This window comes from Streptomyces albipurpureus, from assembly GCF_023701525.1.
GTDB lineage: Bacteria > Actinomycetota > Actinomycetes > Streptomycetales > Streptomycetaceae > Streptomyces > Streptomyces albipurpureus.
The window spans coordinates 234,033-252,237 of record NZ_JAMQAW010000024.1; the positions used below are offsets into that span (position 1 = coordinate 234,033).

Below are 18,205 nucleotides of genomic sequence, written 5' to 3' on the forward strand. Positions count from 1 at the left end.
AGGTGAGCGGGAGGCATGTGCACATGGGCATGAGCGTGACGATCTCAGCGGCGAGAGCCCAGGACGCGGAGCACATTCTCAAGCTTCAGTACCTCTGTTACCAGAGCGAGGCGGAGCTGTACGGCGACTATGCGATCGAGCCCCTCACCCAGCCCCTCGACGATCTACGAGCGGAGCTGGCCGAAGGCCATGCCCTGGTGGCCCGGCTCGGCGATGAGATCGTCGCGTCCGTGCGGGGACGGGTCGATGACGACGGCACGGCCAGGATCGCCAAACTGATCGTGCACCCCCGGATGCAGCGCCATGGCCTCGGCGGACGGTTGCTCGACGCCATCGAGGACCATTTCGCCGCCGAGCCGGCTACGGCCGCCCAGCGTTTTCAGCTCTTCACCGGCCACCGCAGCGAGGGCAACCTCCGGCTGTACCGCAGCCGTGGCTATGTTCCGGTCTCCCGCGAGCAGGTCGGACCGCGTCTGACCGTGGTGATCCTGGAGAAGGAGTCCTCGGCGCTGGGATATGTGACCAGCGCCTGAGTCACGGGGCGACTGCTGGTGGCTGCTGTCCGCGGGAGCGGCGCAGCCACAGCATTCCGGTCACCGGCAGCAGCACCGGGATGAAGAGATAGCCCATCCCGTACTCCGACCAGACGGTGGAGTCGGGGAAGGCGGACGGGTCCCAGACGGTCCAGGTGCCGACGATCAGTACGCCGGCCAGTTCGGCGGCGCAGCACACCAGCGCCGCCCTACGGGCCCTCTCGCCGCCCCGGACGAGGGTGTACGTGATGAACGCGTACACCACCGCGGCGACCGCGGAGAGCGAATGCGCCAGCGGGGCCGTGTCGAAGCGGACGAGGATCTCGTAGACGGAGCGCGATACCGCGCCCACCGACATCACCCCGTACACCCACACCAGCAGCACCCCGGGTCCCGCGACCAGTTTGGAGCGCCCTGCTGTTCCCGTGGCGGTCGCGGTCTTCTTCGTGGTGACGGGCTCGGCCATCGTCAGCCTCCCCAGATGTCATAGAGCCGTACTTCCAGCACGGCGAGTACCACCGCACCCGAGGCGACGGTCGCCGAGCCCCAACGGCTGCGCTCGGTCAGTGAGAGGAAACCAGCCGCGGGGATCGCGGTGAACGCGCCGATCAGATACGCGACAAAGGTCACCGTGCCATCGTGCGGCTCCTCGCCCCGGGCCAGCTGCACCACTCCCACCACCAACTGCACCAGAGTCAACACCGTCACCACGGCCATGCCGATGAAGTGCCAGTCCTTGGTGGGTTGATCCCGATATGCGGCATGACCGCACCAGGCAGCGAGGGCGAGCGCGGTCACTCCGACCGCGATCGTCAGGGCGTCAAGCATGCCCCCGAGCGTATTACGGCTCCAAGGGCCCGCCGCGCCCGCCCCCGTACGCGCTCAGCCTGCTGGGTCATGTGACGGCTCCGAGAGGGGCATCGTGGCCTTGGCCACAGCTTCCGCCGCTGGATGAGTTCCATCCCGCGTGCCGGGCGGATGTTGACTCCTGGGCGTTTGTGCAGGTCAGGGCGATTCTATTGCCATGGGGAGTGGGTGGCGGGCAGCGGAAGTGAGCGCAACGCGCTGTCCGCTATTCGGACGGGCCTTATCGGTTGTTATGGCCATCTGGTTTACTGGCCGACATGACCACGACGAGCAGCCGCAACTTTGCGACCGAGGCGAACACGACGCCCGGTGCTCGTTGTATGTGTCGAATGTGCGCCTTCTGAGGGCCCCCGCTTTGCCTCGCGCCCCGAAGTGAGAACGCGCAGCCCCAGATCCGACTGATCGGATCACCGCTGCCACCGCGCACGCGTTAGCCCCCTTGCCGCCCCGGAGCCGTTCGGCGTGCCCCGGAGCCGGACCGTGCCGCGTTCCGAAGACATCTGCCCGAAGACGAACGCCCCGTGCCGGCGCGCCCGCGTGCCGTGCACTCGACAGTGATGGACATCCCAGTGATCACCACCACGGGCCTCACCAAGGTCTACCGCTCGCGAGGACGCGAGGTCACCGCCCTGGACGGCGTTGACCTCCACGTCAAGGAAGGCGAGGTGTACGGAGTCATCGGCCAGAGCGGCGCCGGGAAATCCTCCCTCATCCGCTGCGTCAACCTCCTTGAGCGCCCCACGGCCGGCACCGTCACCGTGAACGGACGGGAACTCACCGCCCTCGTCGGACGCGGCGCCCGAGCGGGCAAGGAACTACGCGAAGCACGCAGTCGCATCGGCATGGTCTTCCAGCACTTCAATCTGCTCTCCTCGCGCTCGGTCCGCGACAATGTGGAACTCCCCCTGGAGATCCTTGGACTCTCCGGCCGAGAGCGCACCCGCAAGGCCCTCGAACTCCTTGACCTGGTGGGACTCTCGGACAAGGCCAAGGCCTATCCGGGCCAGCTCTCGGGCGGACAGAAGCAGCGCGTCGGTATCGCCCGCGCCCTCGCGGGCGACCCCAAGGTGCTCCTGTCGGACGAGGCGACCAGCGCGCTCGACCCCGAGACCACTCGTTCCATCCTGGAACTCCTGCGCGACCTCAACCGGCGTCTGGGCCTCACGGTGCTGCTCATCACCCATGAGATGGACGTCGTCAAAACGGTCTGCGACTCCGCCGCCCTGATGGAGAACGGGCGCATCGTCGAGTCCGGCACGGTGAGCGAACTGCTCGCCACCCCAGGATCGCAGCTGGCCACCGCCCTCTTCCCCGTCGGTGGTGATGCCTCAGGCCCCGGACGCACGGTCGTGGACGTCACCTTCCACGGCGATGCCGCCACCCGCCCGGTGATCTCCCAGCTCTCGCGCACCTACAACATCGACATCTCCATCCTGGGCGCCGCGATGGACACCGTCGCCGGCAAGCAGGTCGGGCGGATGCGCATCGAGCTGCCCGGCCCGTTCGAGGAGAACGTCGTGCCGATCGGCTTCCTACGGGAGCAGGGCCTCCAGGTCGGGATAGTCGAACCCGCTGAACCCACCAAGCCCGCCGACCGCGCCACCACCGTCAAGGAAGGTGCCAAGTGACCTGGTCGGAGATGCAGCCACTGCTGGAGCAGGCCTGTTGGGACACCCTCTACATGGTCGGCTGGTCCACCGCGGTCGCCGTGGCCCTCGGACTTCCGCTGGGCATCGTCCTGGTACTGACCGACCGCGGCGGACTACTCGGCAACGCCGCCGCCAACAAGGTGATCGGGCAGATCGTCAACATCACCCGCTCGATGCCGTTCATCGTGCTCATGGTGGCGCTGATGCCCTTCACCAAGGCGATCACCGGCACCACCATCGGCCGGGAGGGCGCCATCGTCCCTCTCGCCATCGGTGCGATCCCGTTCTTCGCCCGGCTGGTGGAGACCTCCGTGCGCGAGGTGGACGGCGGGCTCGTCGAAGCCGTCCAGTCCATGGGCGGCAGCACCTGGACCGTCGTACGCAAGGTGCTCGTACCGGAGTCGCTGCCCTCCCTGATCTCCAGCGCCACCACCACGGTCGTCGTACTCATCGGCTACTCCGCCATGGCGGGCACGGTCGGCGCTGGCGGGCTCGGCGACATCGCCATCCGCTTCGGCCACCAGCGCTTCGAGACCGAACTGATGTGGATCACGGTCGCCATCCTCGCGGTGGTGATCTCGCTCATCCAGTTCGCCGGCGACTACGCGGCCCGGGGCCTCCACCGGCGTGGACGCGGCAGCACCACACCCCGGCTGCGGTTCCTCCAGCACGGCTACCCCGCCGAAGGCGCCCCGATGACGACCACCGAGGCCGCCACCCAGACCAGCAAGACCCTCTGACCCCGGTGGACCCACTCAACGGGTCCGCTCGGGTCGCACCACCCGCACCACCCATGGAGAAAGGCACTTTTCGTGCGTAACACCACCAAGATCACCACCACTGTCCTCGCCGTCGGAGCCCTCACCCTCGGACTCTCGGCGTGCGGCTCCGACTCCGAATCCCAGGCCTCCGACGGCAAGCTCGTCGTCGCCGCGAGCTCCGTCCCGCACGCCCAGATACTCGGGTTCGTCAAGGACAAGCTGGCCGCCAAGGAAGACCTCAAGCTGGAGGTCAAGGAGTTCAGCGACTACGTGACGCCCAACACGGCCACCCAGAGCGGCGAAGTGGGCGCCAACTACTTCCAGCACAAGCCCTACCTCGACGACTTCAACAAGAAGAACGACACCACGATCGTGCCGGTCGTCACGGTCCACCTGGAGCCGCTCGGCCTCTACTCCAACAAGGTCCAGAAGATCACGGACCTCAAGGAGGGTGCGACCGTAGCCCTGCCCAACGACACCACCAACGAGGCCCGCGCGCTCAAGCTCCTCGACGAGAACGGCCTGATCAAGCTGAAGGCGGGCGCCGGCAACGACGCCACCCCCAAGGACATAGCCGAGAACCCCAAGAAGATCCAGTTCAAGGAGCTTGAGGCGGCCCAGGTCCCGCGTTCGCTCGATGACGTCGACGCCGCCGTGATCAACGGCAACTACGCCGTCCAAGCGAAGCTCAGCCCCAAGGACGACGCACTGGTCCTCGAAGCCGCCGAGGGCAACCCCTACGGCAACTTCCTCGCCGTCAAGGAAGGCAAGGAGAAGGACCCGCAGGTGGTGAAGCTCGCGAAGCTGCTGAACTCGCCCGAGGTGAAGAAGTTCATCGAGGACGAGTACGACGGTTCGGTCATTCCCGCCTTCTAGCCGACCCAGGCCCTCCGCCCATGTCACCCGTCAACGGTGCATAGCCCGCCGGCCTCCCACCGTCATGACCCTTCGGCCTCGCACCCCCTTCGAGGGGCGTGCGGGGCCGAAAGGTTTGCGCCACATCACAAGTGCGGCACCCTGTGGTGCAGTTCGGTGGGTCCATGCTGCATCCTTGGCACTTCGGCAGACCCCCTGGTTCCTGGTTCCAGCAGGCCCCTGGCTACGGAGCGGCGCATGACTACCACCTTTCCGGACGTGTCCATCAGCACGGAGCGACTGGTGCTGCGCCCCTTTGAGGACGCCGATATCCCCGCATACACGGAAATGATGAACGATGACCTGGTGGCCGCCTGGACCTCGGCGCCCCTTCCGTACACCAGCGGGGACGCCTACGACTGGGTGCGCAGGATCGCTCCCGCGCAGCGCACCCGCGGCGACGGCATCGCCCTCGCGGTCACCGAGTTCCTCACCCAGCGCCTGGTAGGGACGATTCGGCTGCGCAACACCAACTGGCACACCCTCGCCACCGAGATCTCCTATGTCACCGCTCCCTGGGCGCGCGGCGAGGGGTACGCCACCGAGTCCGTGCTGGCCGTCGCCAAATGGCTCTTTCGCAACCAGAAGTTCGAACGCATGGAACTGCGAACCCCCGCCGACAACACCGCCTCGCAGCAGGTGGCCCAGAAGGTCGGCGGCATCAGCGAGGGCGTACTGCGCAACGCGTGGATAGCCCGCTTCCAGACGGACGCCGGCGACTGGGTGGACATGCGCACCGATCTGATCGTCTGGAGCCTGCTGCCCGAAGACCTCGAAGGCGGTACGGACGAGATGGCGCAATTCGGATACGCCTCGTTCAATGAGCTGAACTGAACACTGACCCACCCGCGACGAAGGCCCTTGCCGGCGGCTCCGCCCCAACCACTCTGGCCTGAGGCGTTAGCCGCGGAGCGCGCCACGACGGCTCCCTGGCGCCTGGGCGCGCGGTGCCCTCAACTCATGATCGCCACCAGGTCCTGGCGGATTTCGCAGGCTGGAACTCGGCCATCGGTCCGGCAGTCGGCCATCTCTTCGGGCATCGGCCCGATCCAGACCCTGCCGTGGCCAGGTAATGTCACCCTGCCCACTCACTCCCCTCACCTCAGGGGTCACCCCCCACCTGCGACGACATCAGGGAGCTCACGACGATGGCCGACCGCGTCACCGTGATCGGCTGGGACGGGTCGCCCCTGACCGCAGCGGCCAGGTCGGCCCTGATGGCCGCCACCCTGGTCGCCGGTGCGCCGCACCATCTCGCCCTCCCCGAAGTGCCCGCCCGCGCCGAGCGCATCCGGCTGGGCAGCATCGATCTCGCGGCCCGCCGGATCGCCGGCCACCGCGGCAGCGCCGTCGTCCTGGCCGACGGCGACCCGGGCTTCTTCGGCGTCGTACGCACCCTGCGCGCACCGGAACACGGATTGGAGGTCGAGGTGGTGCCCGCCGTCTCCTCGGTCGCCACCGCCTTCGCCCGCGCCGGAATGCCCTGGGACGACGCCCAGATCGTCGTCGCCCACCCCCGTACGCTCCGCCGCGCCGTCAATGTCTGCCGAGCACATCCCAAGGTCGCCGTCCTGACCTCCCCGGGGGCGGGCCCCGTTGAGCTGGCCCTGCTGCTCGAAGGCGTCCACCGCACCTTCGTCATCTGCGAGGAACTGGGCACCGGGCGTGAACAGGTCACCGTCCTCACCTCCGACAAGGCCGCCGACCATGTCTGGCGTGACCCCAATGTCGTGATCGTCATCGGCGGCTCCGGCACCCGCCCCGCGCCCACGGCCGCCTGGATCGCCGGTCGAGACGCCGGGTATCCCGCCGGGGTACGCGGCTGGGCGCTGCCCGCGGAACCAGCCGGCGATGCTCAGCCCCCAAACCGGGACGACCTCCACCCCCGTGCGCCCAGGGCCTCGACTCCCTCGCGGGAGCGCAGCGAAGGGGAGTCCGATGAACTGCGCGCCCTCCAGTTGGCGCGCCTCGGCCCCCGGGTCGGCGACCTCGTCTGGGACATCGGCTCGGGCGGCGGGGCCTTCGCCGTCGACGCGGCGCGCTTCGGCGCCGCGGTGATCGCCGTCGACTCCGATGCGGCGGCCTGCGCCCGCACCGACGGCGCCGCCCGCCGCGCCGGCGTCCAGACGCAGGTGGTGCACGGACAGGCTCCACTCGTACTGGAGCGGCTACCCGAGCCCGATGTCGTCCGGATCGGCGGCGGGGGAGCGGCGGTGGTCACCGCCTGCACCGACCGCCGCCCCGAACGCATCGTGGCCCATGCCTCCACCCGCGATGAGGCCGAGGCGATCGGCGCCGCTCTGACCAGCGGTGGCTACACCGTTGAGTGCGCCCTGCTCCAGTCCGTCCAACTCGACCCAGGGGACTGGGCGGAACGCGAGCGCACGGTTGTCTTCCTTCTCTCGGGCCGGGCGCCCGACCGCGCCCCATGACCCCGCCGTGAAGGGCGCCAGGTAGGCTGACCGACCGTCGTACCGCACCGTCGGCCGTTTGTCGCTTCGTTCGGCAATGTCCGGGAAACCGGAAAAGCAGTGTCGCTTTGGCTCCGGTATGTGGTACGCCGTAGACCGGGGGAGGCGCAACGTGGCGCAGCCCACAGCCGACCGTGGCGGTTCTCCCCGCCATGGCCGCGAACGGCCGCGAGAATGCTTGGAGTCCGGTAGGCAATCGTGCCGCGTGGCGCACGCGCTCGTTCTTGTTGACGGGCGCCAGGAGTGCCGCGATCGGGCGTCCGGGTGATGGGCGAAGGATCACAATCGATGGGCGAGGGGTACGCATGACTGACACCGGCCAGCTCCCAGGTGAGGGACTGCCGGAGAACGCAGGCGTGGTGGAGCAGCAGCCGGGTGACCCCGGTCCTGGTGCGTATACCTTCCTGGATCCCTCCGAGCACCCGCCCGAAGAAGACGATCTGCTGTTGATGCCAGGCGCACAGGGCGCGTGGAGCGACCCGTCACACGCCCTGCAGCAGCCGGTGCCCGCCCTGCAAGCCGCGGGCGTCGCCCAGGCCCAGCGCCCCGCCGCGCCCCAGGTCCCGGAGCAGTACACACCCGCCCCGCCGATCCCACCGCAGCTTCAGGTCCAGGTCCGTGGTGTGGGCCTGCCCTCGGCGTCTGACAGGCCAGTCGGTGAGCAGAACGGCAGGCCCGTCGCGCCGCAGACACCGATGGGACCGGAGTTCGCCGCTCAGGCGGATCTCGGCACTCCAACATCCATCCCGGCCCCGGAGGTCGTGCCGGCCCCTGCGTTCGTGACGCAGGCCGAGCCCAGCGCACAAGCCCCGAGCGGCCCGATGGACCTTGGCGCTCCGGACTCGGTTGCCCCCCTCCCCGGCGTACAGCAGCCTGGCCAGACGGCATCACAGGGTGATGCCCAGACCGTGCACTCGGGCGAAGCCCCGGAGCCTGCCGGCGACCCGTCCCCGGTCGAGCAGACCGGCCAGCACACCCCCCTGACCGCTGCCGAGCCTGCTCCCGATGCGCCCACGACGTCCGAACCGGCGGCACCGGTGCAGCCCGCTCCCATCGCTTCGGGCATGACACCCCCGACCGCTCCGCGCCCGCTGCACATGGGCCCCCCGATGCCGCCGGACTCCTCGACCGGTGTGGTGCGTTCGCTCGCCGACCGCGGGCCTGCTGAGACACCGCCGCACCCGTTGACCGTGCAGAACCTCACCGTCGGACCCCCGTCGATGGGGCCTGAGTACCTCGATGTACCCGTGCTCCCCGAACCGCAGCTCGGGGAGATCCCGCCTCCGGCCGGTGAGCCGTGGGACCCGCAACCCCCGCAGAGTCAGCCCTCCGCCGCCGGGCCAGCAGAAACGGTCGCTCCGGAGCCGGAGCCGGAGCCTGCGGCTGAGAGCTCAGCTGGTGAGGAACCGATCATCGAAGCGGAGCCCGTGGCCGAGGTTCAGGCTGTGGTTGAGGTTGAGCCTGTGGTTGAGCCCGTGCCGCAAGCCGAGCAGGCTTCCGCGGCCGTCGACCAGGGGCCCGATGCTGCGCCTGACGGTCCTGGAGGCCCAGAGGCCTCGGCGCAGCAACCGCCCCAGCAGTCCGAGCCCGAGCAGAACGCTGAGGCTTCTTCAGCCCCGCAAGCCACCGAGGCGGCCGAAGCCGTCGCGGAGAGTGCGGCAACCGGCAGCGTGGCGGTTGCGCCCCCTGAGGCAGTTGAAGAACCCGAAACGGTGACGACAACGGGAGCACCCGTGGCTCCTGAAGCTGCCGTGGTCCCTGAGGCAGCGACAGTTGAGGCGGTGGCAGTTGAGGCTGTCGTCGTGCCTGAGGCCGCCGAGCCCGAGGCCAATGCCACCGTGGAAACGGTCGCGGACGACGCCGACGTCAGTGCCACCGGCGAAGCAGCCCCCACGCCGGAGCCCCTCCAGCCCGATGCCGAACCCGAGCCCACCCCTCCTCAGGAAACGGCCCCCCAGCAGGAAACCGAACCGATTCAGGCCGAACCGATTCAGGCCGAACCGATTCAGGCCGAATCGGTCCAGGCTGAACCGATTCAGGCTGAACCGATTCAGGCCGAACCGGTCCACCCGGACCCTGTTCAGGTTGAGCCCGCACCGGCGGTAGCTCCCGCCGAGGAAGCCGCCGAGGCACAGGAAACGGGCCCCGTGGCAGAGCTCGCCGGGGAAGCGGCACCCGACGCGGCAGCGGAACCGGTGGCGACGGCTGAACCGCAACAGGTCCCCGAGGCCGCTCCTGCCGAGGAAACGACGTCAGCGGCCGAGCCCGTCGAGCCCCTGACAACGCTGGCCGCCGCCACGGCGGCGCCGGAGGCCGCCCCCACCCCTGAGGCGGAGCCCGCCGCTGAACCCCTGGCCCAGACGGCGACCGACGCCACCGCCGAACCGGAGCCGCCCGCGGGCAGCGCATCGGATTCCAAGGCTCAACCCGAGCAGACCGCCTCTTCGGAGCCGGTCGCCGCTGCCGCCCAGCCCGTTGCCGATGGCTCGGCCGCCGGGCCGGACACGGCGCCGGTGCCTTCGACCGAGGAACCGAGGAACCCTCCCGCACCCGGGTACGACGACGTGGAGCGCGAGGCCGTACTGCGCGTGATGCGCGACCGCCGGGATGTCCGCAACGGCTTCCGCAGCGACCCCATTCCGCACGAGGTCCTGATCCGCGTACTGGAGGCCGCGCACACGGCACCCAGCGTCGGTCACTCCCAGCCCTGGGACTTCGTCGTCATCCGCTCCGCCGAGACGCGCGGGGCGATGCATGAACTCGCCCAGCGGCAGCGTGACACCTATGCCAAGTCGCTGCCCAAGGGCCGGGCCAAGCAGTTCAAGGAACTGAAGATCGAGGCCATCCTCGACACCCCGGTCAACATCGTCGTCACCGCCGATCCGACCCGGGGCGGCCGACACACCCTCGGTCGGCACAGCCAGCCCCAGATGGCCCCGTACTCCTCCGCGCTCGCCGTGGAGAACCTCTGGCTCGCCGCCCGCGCCGAGGGCCTGGGAGTCGGCTGGGTCAGCTTCTTCGACGAGCGCGAGATGGTACGGACGCTCGGCCTGCCCGAGCACCTTGAGGTCGTGGCGTACCTCTGCGTGGGGTACGTCGACGAGTTCCCCGAGGAGCCCGAGCTGATGCAGTCGGGCTGGTCCAAGCGCCGACCGCTGTCCTGGGTGGTCCACGAGGAGACCTACGGCCGCCGGGCACTACCCGGCGAGGAACCGAAGAACCTGCTCCAGGAGACCGTCACCAGCATTCGCCCGTTGGACGCCAAGGCACTCGGTGAGGCATGGGAGCGCCAGAAGCGGATGACCAAGCCCGCGGGTGCACTCGGCATGTTGGAGATCATCTCGGCGCAGCTGAGCGGACTCTCCCGGATGTGCCCGCCGCCGATCCCGGAGCCCGCGGCCCTGGCCGTGTTCGCCGGCGACCACGGAGTGCACGCCCAGGGCGTCACGGCCTGGCCCCAGGAGGTCACCGGCCAGATGGTGGCCAACTTCCTCGGTGGGGGAGCCGTCTGCAACGCCTTCGCCAACCAGGTCGGCGCCGAGGTCTGCGTCATCGATGTGGGAGTCGCGTCCGATCTGCCCACCACCCCAGGCCTGCTGCCCCGCAAGGTCCGTGCGGGCACCGCTGACTTCACCGCCGGCCCCGCGCTCACCCGCGAAGAAGTGTTCGCCGCGATAGAGGTCGGGATCGAGACCGCCCGGGATCTGGTGGCAGCGGGCAACAAGGCGCTGATCACAGGTGAGATGGGCATCGCCAATACGACCGTCTCGGCCGCGCTGATCTGTGTCTACACCGGTCTTGACCCGTCGGAGGTCACCGGCCGCGGCACGGGCATCAACGATGAGATGCACGCCCGCAAGGTCGATGTGGTCAGGCGCGGTCTGGAACTGCATGAGCCCGACCCGGCCGACCCGATCGGTGTCCTGGCCGCGGTCGGTGGTCTGGAGCACGCGGCGCTCGTCGGCTTGATCCTCGGCGGTGCTTCCCTGCGAATCCCGGTCCTGCTGGACGGGGTGTCGGCGGGTGCCGCCGCGCTACTGGCCCGGGCCATCGCCCCCGAGGCGCTGGCGGCCTGCATCGCGGGCCACCGCAGCGCCGAGCCCGGCCATGTTGCAGCCCTCAACAAGCTGGGTCTGCGTCCCCTGGTGGATCTGGATCTTCGACTTGGCGAGGGCACCGGAGCACTGCTGGCCCTTCCGCTGGTTCAGAGCGCAGCACGGGCGATGCACGAGGTGGCCACGTTTGACTCGGCCGGAGTGACCGAGAAGTAGCGACCGCCCTAGGGCAGGGGCGCGGAGCGGGCCGGGTGGGCCGCCGGGAACTCTTCCGGCTGCCCCCGGCCCGCGAAGCCCGCCCCACGCCAGCCCAGTAGGGGCAGCGGCCGGCAGGGCTGGTGGTGGCCGGACAGAAGGCGGGGTGGGGGACTTCGACGGTGGACACCAGGACCGGCCGGATACCGCCAGAGCGTCCGCTTGCCCAGCCCCCGCACTGAGCCGCTGCGAGGGCTGTCGAAGCGATCGCGGAGTTGCGGGCGGTTGCCAAGCGGCCGACCTCCGGCGGCCGGGTCGGTCCGACGAGCGTGTGGCGCGCCCGGGAGGCCAGTCGCTGGTGGTACCTCTCTCCGTCCCGAACTCCACCGCAGGCGCTCGGGTACTGCCCAGGCCCATGCTCGCCCAGGCCGGTGGCGACGGCGCGACGGTCCGATCGCAGGACCTCGGGGCCTCGCCCGGAGCCTGTGCGAGCGCCATGGACTCACCGCGGAGGCCCGGGATCTGTACGGCAGCGATGAGTCCCTGTCGGCGCTCGGGGTGGTTTCGCGGGTACGCGAAGGCCGGCAGCGCACCTACACCAACCCTGGGCCCGGTCGATCGCCACCGCCGGGAAACCTTCGGCAGGAGCCACCCCGAAGGCCCACCCCAAATGGCCCGCCGCCCGTGCCCGTAAGGTATCCGCAGCGCAGTACCCCTCCCCACCAGCCGCTTCACCGATGCAGCGGGCCGGCACCCGCACCCGTACCGCCGAGGAGCCCTCACCGCCATGTCCGAGCACGCGCACCCGTCTGACCACCCCGCCTACCCCGTCGGACTCCGTCTCGCCGGGCGTCGCGTCGTCGTCATCGGCGGGGGACAGGTCGCCCAGCGCCGACTCCCCGCACTGATCGCGGCCGGCGCGGACATCGTTCTCGTATCGCCCTCGGCCACGCCATCGGTCGAGGCGATGGCCGCGTCCGGTGAGATCCACTGGGAGCGGCGCCGATATGTCGAAGGCGACCTCGCCGACGCCTGGTACGTACTCGTCGCCACCGCCGACACCGACGCCAACGAGCGCGTGTCCGCTGAGGCCGAGCGCAGCCGGATCTGGTGCGTACGCTCAGACGACGCCAGCGCCGCCACCGCCTGGACCCCCGCCACCGGACGCTCCGAAGGCCTCACCGTCGCCGTCCTCACCGGCCGCGACCCACGCCGCTCGGCCGCCGTGCGGGACGCGATCGTCGAAGGCCTGCGCGACGGTACGATCACCGCCCGCCACCAGCGTACGAGGACTCCCGGCGTCGCCCTGGTCGGCGGCGGCCCCGGCGACCCCGATCTGATCACCGTGCGCGGACGCCGACTGCTAGCCGAAGCGGATGTGGTGATCGCCGACCGCCTCGGTCCCCGCGATCTACTCGATGAACTCCCTCCCCATGTGGAGGTCATCGACGCCGCCAAGATCCCCTACGGCCGGTTCATGGCCCAGGAAGCCATCAACAACGCCCTGATCGAGCACGCCAAGGCGGGCAAGGCCGTGGTGCGGCTCAAGGGCGGTGACCCCTTCGTCTTCGGCCGGGGCATGGAAGAGGTCGAGGCGCTGGCCGCTGAAGGCATTCCCTGCACGGTGGTCCCCGGGATCTCCAGTTCCATCAGCGTCCCCGGCGCGGCGGGCATCCCCGTCACCCACCGGGGAGTGGCCCATGAGTTCACCGTGGTCAGCGGCCATGTAGCCCCCGACGACGAGCGTTCACTGGTGGACTGGGCCGCGCTGGCCCAGCTGCGCGGGACCCTGGTCATCCTGATGGGTGTCGACAAGATCGGGGCGATCGCCCGGACCCTGATCGCCGGTGGCCGTGCTCCCCACACCCCCGTGGCCCTCATCCAGGAAGGCACCACCGCCGCCCAGCGCCGAGTGGACGCCACCCTCGCGACGGTCGCCGACGCCGTCACCACCGAGGAAGTACGCCCCCCTGCGGTTATCGTCATCGGCGAGGTCGTCGCTGTTGGCCCCGAGGCCACCAGAGCGCACCACCGCGACTAACCGACCTCCGCCCAGGCGTTCGCGCCACACCCGGAAAAGGCAGTTCACCCTGTGGCTGATCTCATCACCGTCGACGACCCCGACGACCCCCGGCTGAGTGACTACACCGGCCTGACCGATGTGGAGCTCCGCCGCAAGCGCGAACCCGCCGAGGGGCTCTTCATCGCCGAGGGCGAGAAGGTCATCCGACGCGCCAAGGACGCGGGCTATGAGATGCGGTCCATGCTGCTCACCGCGAAGTGGGTCGACGTCATGCGGGACGTCATCGACGAACTTCCCGCACCCGTGTACGCGGTCAGCCCCGACCTCGCCGAACGTGTCACCGGCTACCACGTCCACCGGGGCGCACTCGCCTCCATGCGACGCAAGCCCCTGCCCACCGCCGAGGAAGTACTGACCCGGGCCCGACGGGTCGTGGTGATGGAGTCGGTGAACGACCACACCAACATCGGCGCGATCTTCCGCAGCGCCGCCGCCCTCGGTATGGATGCGGTGCTGCTCTCCCCGGACTGCGCGGATCCGCTCTACCGGCGTTCCGTGAAGGTCTCGATGGGCGCGGTCTTCTCCGTCCCCTACGCCCGGCTCGACACCTGGCCCAGGAGCCTGCACACCGTACGGGAAGCGGGCTTCAAGCTGCTGGCCCTCACACCGGACGAGAAGGCCACCGCGATCGACCAAGCCGCGCCCCACCTGCTGGAGCGGGTCGCGCTGATGCTCGGCGCCGAGGGCGATGGACTATCCCCTCGGGCCATGGCCGCCGCCGATGAACGGGTCCGCATCCCGATGGCGCACGGCGTCGACTCGCTCAACGTCGGAGCGGCCGCCGCAGTGGCCTTCTACGCGGTCGCGACGGGTAGCCCCAGGACCTGAAGCACCCGTCGAGCCTCGGGCAGCCGACCGGAACGCCGCCCTTCCTGTGCGACGGGGCTAGAGCTGCTGCGCCGCCGCGATGCCCAGGGCGACGATCAACGTCACGACAAAGAAGACAACGATCCGCTGGCGCAGCAGCCTGGGGTTGGCGGGCCGCCGTCCAGACCTGGTCGATGTGGTCCGAACCCCGGACCGAGGGCCGCCGTTGCGCCCGCTCGTACGGGAACCGTCGCGCGGTGCTTGGGGGCGGGAGCCGCCCGTACGAGAAGGGCCGGAGCGCGGCCCCGACCCGCCGGCGGTGCGCCGGTCAGGGCGCTCCAGCCGCTCGGTCCTCTCCACCCGCTCCGGATAGCGCGAGGTGGGCCGGTCGGCGTCGATGCGCTCACGCTGCGCCGTCGGCCTGGCCTCCGGCAGGCCCTGGGCCTCACGGGCCGCGATCTCCTTGAGCCGCATGGACAACTGCAGCGTGCTCGGCCGCTCCTCGGGGTCCTTCGCCAGACACGCCCGCAACAGCGGCTCCAGCGCGTCCGGAACGCCCTCCAGATGGGGCTCCTCATGCACGACCCGGTAGAGCATGACCTCGGAGCCGCCGTGCCCGAAGGGCGAGTCCGCGGTCGCCGCGTACGCCAGGGTGGCGCCCAGGGCAAAGACATCCGTCGCCGGTGTGACCGCGACACCACGGACCTGCTCGGGAGCGAGGAATCCAGGGGAGCCCACCGCCGTACCCACATGGGTGAGCGTGCTCGCTCCGGTCGCCCAGGCGATACCGAAGTCAATGATCCGCGGGCCCTTGGGGGACAGCAGGATGTTCGACGGCTTCAGGTCCCGGTGTACGACTCCGGCCTCATGGACGGCGACCAGCCCTTCGGAGAGCGCCGCGCCGATCGAGGCGACCTCGGAGGCCGGGAGCACACCCGCCTCAGCGACCTTGTCGTGCAGTGAGGGTCCGGGAACGTACTGGGTGGCGAACCACGGGCGGTCCGCCTCCAGATCGGCGGCCACCAGCCGGGCCGTACAACCACCACGAATCCGTCGTGCCGCGGACACCTCCCGCGCGAATCGCGAGCGAAACTCCTGGTCCTCGGCTAGATCCGGCCTGATCACCTTGAGTGCGACCCGCTGACCACGTCGATCGGACCCCAGATAGACGACACCCATACCGCCGGCGCCGAGCCGTCTGTGCAGTCTGAACGAGCCGACGACACGCGGGTCCTCGCGCCGGAGCCGCATCATCGCCATGTCCGTCCCCTACCTGCGGTGGGGAGGCCCCACCCCTGCCTCGCGGCGGGCAGCACCCGCCCCTGCCAAGCAGCGGGGAGAAACCCCGCCCCTGTCCAACGGGTGAGTAGTCCCACCCCGTTGCCTGACCGTCCATTTTTGCCGTGGCACAGCTTACGTATCCCTGCCCCGGTGCGCTCATAGGCCGCGCCCTCGCGGGCGGATGGATTGTCAGTGCCGAATGGGAGACTTGAAAAGAGGTCAGAGGATGCGGGATCCAGCGTCCTTGGCCCGTGCGAGATCTCAACGGACCATCGCAGAGGGGGGTTTGGATCGATGAAGGGTGATCGGGTGGAGATAGTGGTGGATGCGGGAGACACCACACGTACGTACGAAGTCGTGGCAAGCCGGGCAGGTCGCCGAGTGGAGAGCGCTGTGCGGCGAGGAGTGGTCGAAGTGAGCGAAGTCACCCGCAATGGGTCGGTAGTGAGAACCGCCCGCTTTATGGCCGCACGGGTGCTCGCTCTCGTGGAGCAGCCCGTCCCCAGAGAGGATTCCTCGGAGCGCCCCCTCCGGGAAGACCCCAACTCCTAGCGCTCCATCTCCACCCAGGGGAGTACGCCGGAGGTACTCGGCTCATCCTCCGGGAGGCCAGCCAATCGGTACGCGGGCATGACGTCCTGGCCTCGGAGAATCCCTAGTGTTGAAGTCAAGCGGCGGGTGCAGCACTCGTCCCCCGAGGTCAGACACTCGCCGCTGTCAACGACGAACAGGAGAGGGACATGGCGGACACGGCAACGCGGAGCATGATCCGCACGCAGGGACGCAGGGCTTCCACCGCGTTCGGCGGCCGGCAGTCCGGACAGCGCCACCCCTTGGTGGCCACAGCCATGGTCCTTCCCCTGGCAGCACTGCTGGTGGTCGCCTTCGGCGGCTGGGAAGCAGTGGTCACACAGGCGTCGTCCGTGGGCGTGATGCTGGGGCGCTGAGCGGCGCCCCGGACCCGGAAGAGCGGTCCGGGTCGGGGACATCCGGCCAAAACCCCGTGGGGACGGGGGTGCGGCGGACGGCAGCGATTGGCCGGTTAGCTGGGGAGCTAACCGGCCATCGCGCTGCCCTGAACCAGCGCCTTGCGACCTCGGCCCTGGGTGCCTTGGGCCAAGGCCTTGCGCACGAGGCCTTGGGCGCCTGGGCTGTACGTCCCTGGTCCTGGGTGTCCTCACCTGGGGTGGGGGGTTCCGTCCTCAAGCGCCGGACAGGCTGGGGGTGTCCTCCTTGGCGGGGTGCTCATTTCGGCGGGGGTTGCCTGTGGGCGAGGCCTTGGGCGCCCGGGTTGTACGTCCCTGGTCCTGTTGTCCTCACCTGGGGTGGAGGGTTCCGTCCTCAAACGCCGGACAGGCTGGGGTGGGTGCTGTGTCGGGGTGCTTGTTTTGGTGTGGCTGGCCAGGGTGGGGGTTTTGGGTTTCCTGTCGTGAGGGTCTTGTCCTCTCTGTGGTTGGGGGGTGCTATCGGGGGTGACTCCTCAGCGTCGACGGCCCGAAGCGACTCCGTTTCGGCATGCGGGTCTTGCCGTCGATCGCTTCCGGGGACACCCCCTGCGCGCCCCCACGCCCAAGCCAACTCCCCTTCCTTGGGGGCCTTGCCTCGTGCGAGCCGACGAAATCAACGGTGTCCCGCCCCTGGAGCAGCGAAGGCAGCCGTGGCCCGTGCTCCGGTGAGTGCTTGAGGCTTGTGCCCCCTCATGGCCGATGCCCGATCTTGGTTCCCCGCCGGGGCCATGGGCATTCCGATCCCTGTCGCAGACGCGGGATCGTGCAGGGACCCGAAATGTGACACCCGGCGCGGCGGGCCGTCGTCCATCCCAGGTTGGGCGCCGTGAACCGTGGACCGGGTAAATCCCATGGGTCCGATATTCGATGATCATTCATGGCACTGGAATGGGAAAGGGAAATAGCCTCTTCGGTCGGCAAGGGGCATGACTCCTGTTGGGGTACCGGTCGACCGGAGCCTGGAAGCTCATCCGGTCGTGGACTTGCCCCACCAGCACTGTGTGCCGCCGCCCACCAAGGCCGGGTGAGCAACCCGCGTGCTGGCATGCCTCCTCCAGGGACATGTGACTCTGAAGCCAGGAGAGCCGGGCTTGGTTGCGGGGACGCACATGGGCGTCCCTCCTCCGCAGGACGGTGACCCTGCGGTACGGGGATGTAAGTCCCGGCGTGGGGCGCAGGGGGTGTCCCCTGGTTCCTTGACAGGGCAGGGACCCGGGGGCGGGGAGTGCAAGTGTCGGATGGGGGCGCGCAGGGGGTGTCCCCGGAAGCGATCGACGGCAAGACCCGCACGCCGAAACGGAGTCGCTTCGGGCCGTCGACGCTGAGGAGTCACCCCCGATAGCACCCCCAACCCCCACAGAACAAGACCCTTCAGCCCGGGTGCCCCAGGACCTCGACCACCAGCAGCCCCAGCACAGAACAACACCCCCACGGCGCCCCACCCCAGCCTGTCCGGCGTTTGAGGACGGAACCCCCCACCCCCGGTGAGGACAACAGGGGCAGGGACGTTCAGCTGAGGTTCCCCCGGGATGCGGGGGGTGGTGATAGCAGGTCAGATGGGTTTTATGAGAGGAACCCAGA

At 69.5% G+C, this 18,205-nt stretch carries 14 protein-coding genes; 11 read left to right on the plus strand and 3 right to left on the minus strand.

Features of this window, described 5'->3' with window-relative positions:
* Positions 1-23: 23 nt before the first annotated feature.
* Positions 24-533, plus strand: a complete 510-nt coding sequence (locus tag NBG84_RS19495) for a GNAT family N-acetyltransferase (RefSeq protein ID WP_250920777.1) — start codon at positions 24-26, stop codon at positions 531-533.
* A 1-nt stretch (position 534) separates the two neighbouring features.
* Here NBG84_RS19495 and NBG84_RS19500 read toward each other — a convergent pair whose 3' ends face one another.
* Together NBG84_RS19500 and NBG84_RS19505 are read right to left on the minus strand one after the other, a co-directional pair.
* Positions 535-999: a hypothetical protein gene (locus NBG84_RS19500; protein WP_250920778.1), complete on the minus strand. Its 465-nt coding sequence runs from the start codon at positions 997-999 to the stop codon at positions 535-537.
* Positions 1,000-1,001: 2 nt separating this feature from the next.
* The gene (locus tag NBG84_RS19505) at positions 1,002-1,361 is read right to left on the minus strand and encodes a hypothetical protein (protein ID WP_250920779.1); all 360 of its coding nucleotides are present in this window, start codon (positions 1,359-1,361) and stop codon (positions 1,002-1,004) included.
* Positions 1,362-1,969: 608 nt separating this feature from the next.
* On the opposite strand from NBG84_RS19505, the gene NBG84_RS19510 reads away from it, so the two are divergent.
* From NBG84_RS19510 to NBG84_RS19545, 8 genes are all read left to right on the plus strand, one after another.
* A complete protein-coding gene (locus tag NBG84_RS19510; RefSeq protein WP_250920811.1) occupies positions 1,970-3,028 on the plus strand; it encodes a methionine ABC transporter ATP-binding protein in 1,059 nt (352 codons plus the stop codon).
* Positions 3,025-3,789 carry a methionine ABC transporter permease gene (locus NBG84_RS19515; RefSeq protein WP_250920780.1) on the plus strand — a complete coding sequence of 255 codons (765 nt, stop codon included), beginning with the start codon at positions 3,025-3,027 and terminating at the stop codon, positions 3,787-3,789. The genes NBG84_RS19510 and NBG84_RS19515 overlap by 4 nt, the downstream gene beginning before the upstream one ends.
* 72 nt (positions 3,790-3,861) lie before the next feature.
* Complete coding sequence (locus NBG84_RS19520) at positions 3,862-4,686, plus strand: MetQ/NlpA family ABC transporter substrate-binding protein (RefSeq protein ID WP_250920781.1); 825 nt, start codon at positions 3,862-3,864, stop codon at positions 4,684-4,686.
* 237 nt (positions 4,687-4,923) lie between these two features.
* A complete protein-coding gene (locus NBG84_RS19525) occupies positions 4,924-5,559 on the plus strand; it encodes a GNAT family N-acetyltransferase (protein ID WP_250920782.1) in 636 nt (211 codons plus the stop codon).
* A 314-nt stretch (positions 5,560-5,873) separates the two neighbouring features.
* Entirely contained in the window at positions 5,874-7,157 is a 1,284-nt protein-coding gene (gene cbiE, locus NBG84_RS19530) for a precorrin-6y C5,15-methyltransferase (decarboxylating) subunit CbiE (RefSeq protein WP_250920783.1), read from the plus strand.
* A 344-nt stretch (positions 7,158-7,501) separates the two neighbouring features.
* Positions 7,502-11,467 carry a nicotinate-nucleotide--dimethylbenzimidazole phosphoribosyltransferase gene (cobT, locus tag NBG84_RS19535; RefSeq protein WP_250920784.1) on the plus strand — a complete coding sequence of 1,322 codons (3,966 nt, stop codon included), beginning with the start codon at positions 7,502-7,504 and terminating at the stop codon, positions 11,465-11,467.
* Positions 11,468-12,233: 766 nt separating this feature from the next.
* Entirely contained in the window at positions 12,234-13,487 is a 1,254-nt protein-coding gene (gene cobA, locus NBG84_RS19540) for a uroporphyrinogen-III C-methyltransferase (RefSeq protein WP_250920785.1), read from the plus strand.
* A 51-nt stretch (positions 13,488-13,538) separates the two neighbouring features.
* Positions 13,539-14,357, plus strand: coding sequence for a TrmH family RNA methyltransferase (locus NBG84_RS19545; RefSeq protein ID WP_250920786.1), 819 nt, complete (start codon positions 13,539-13,541; stop codon positions 14,355-14,357).
* A 57-nt stretch (positions 14,358-14,414) separates the two neighbouring features.
* On the opposite strand, the gene NBG84_RS19550 is transcribed toward NBG84_RS19545, so the two are convergent.
* The gene (locus NBG84_RS19550) at positions 14,415-15,596 is read right to left on the minus strand and encodes a serine/threonine-protein kinase (protein WP_250920787.1); all 1,182 of its coding nucleotides are present in this window, start codon (positions 15,594-15,596) and stop codon (positions 14,415-14,417) included.
* A gap of 315 nt (positions 15,597-15,911) precedes the next feature.
* Between NBG84_RS19550 and NBG84_RS19555 the strand changes: the two genes are divergently transcribed.
* Positions 15,912-16,169, plus strand: a complete 258-nt coding sequence (locus NBG84_RS19555) for a hypothetical protein (RefSeq protein WP_250920788.1) — start codon at positions 15,912-15,914, stop codon at positions 16,167-16,169.
* Between the two features lie 188 nt (positions 16,170-16,357).
* The gene (locus NBG84_RS19560) at positions 16,358-16,564 is read left to right on the plus strand and encodes a hypothetical protein (RefSeq protein WP_250920789.1); all 207 of its coding nucleotides are present in this window, start codon (positions 16,358-16,360) and stop codon (positions 16,562-16,564) included.
* Positions 16,565-18,205 lie beyond the last annotated feature (1,641 nt).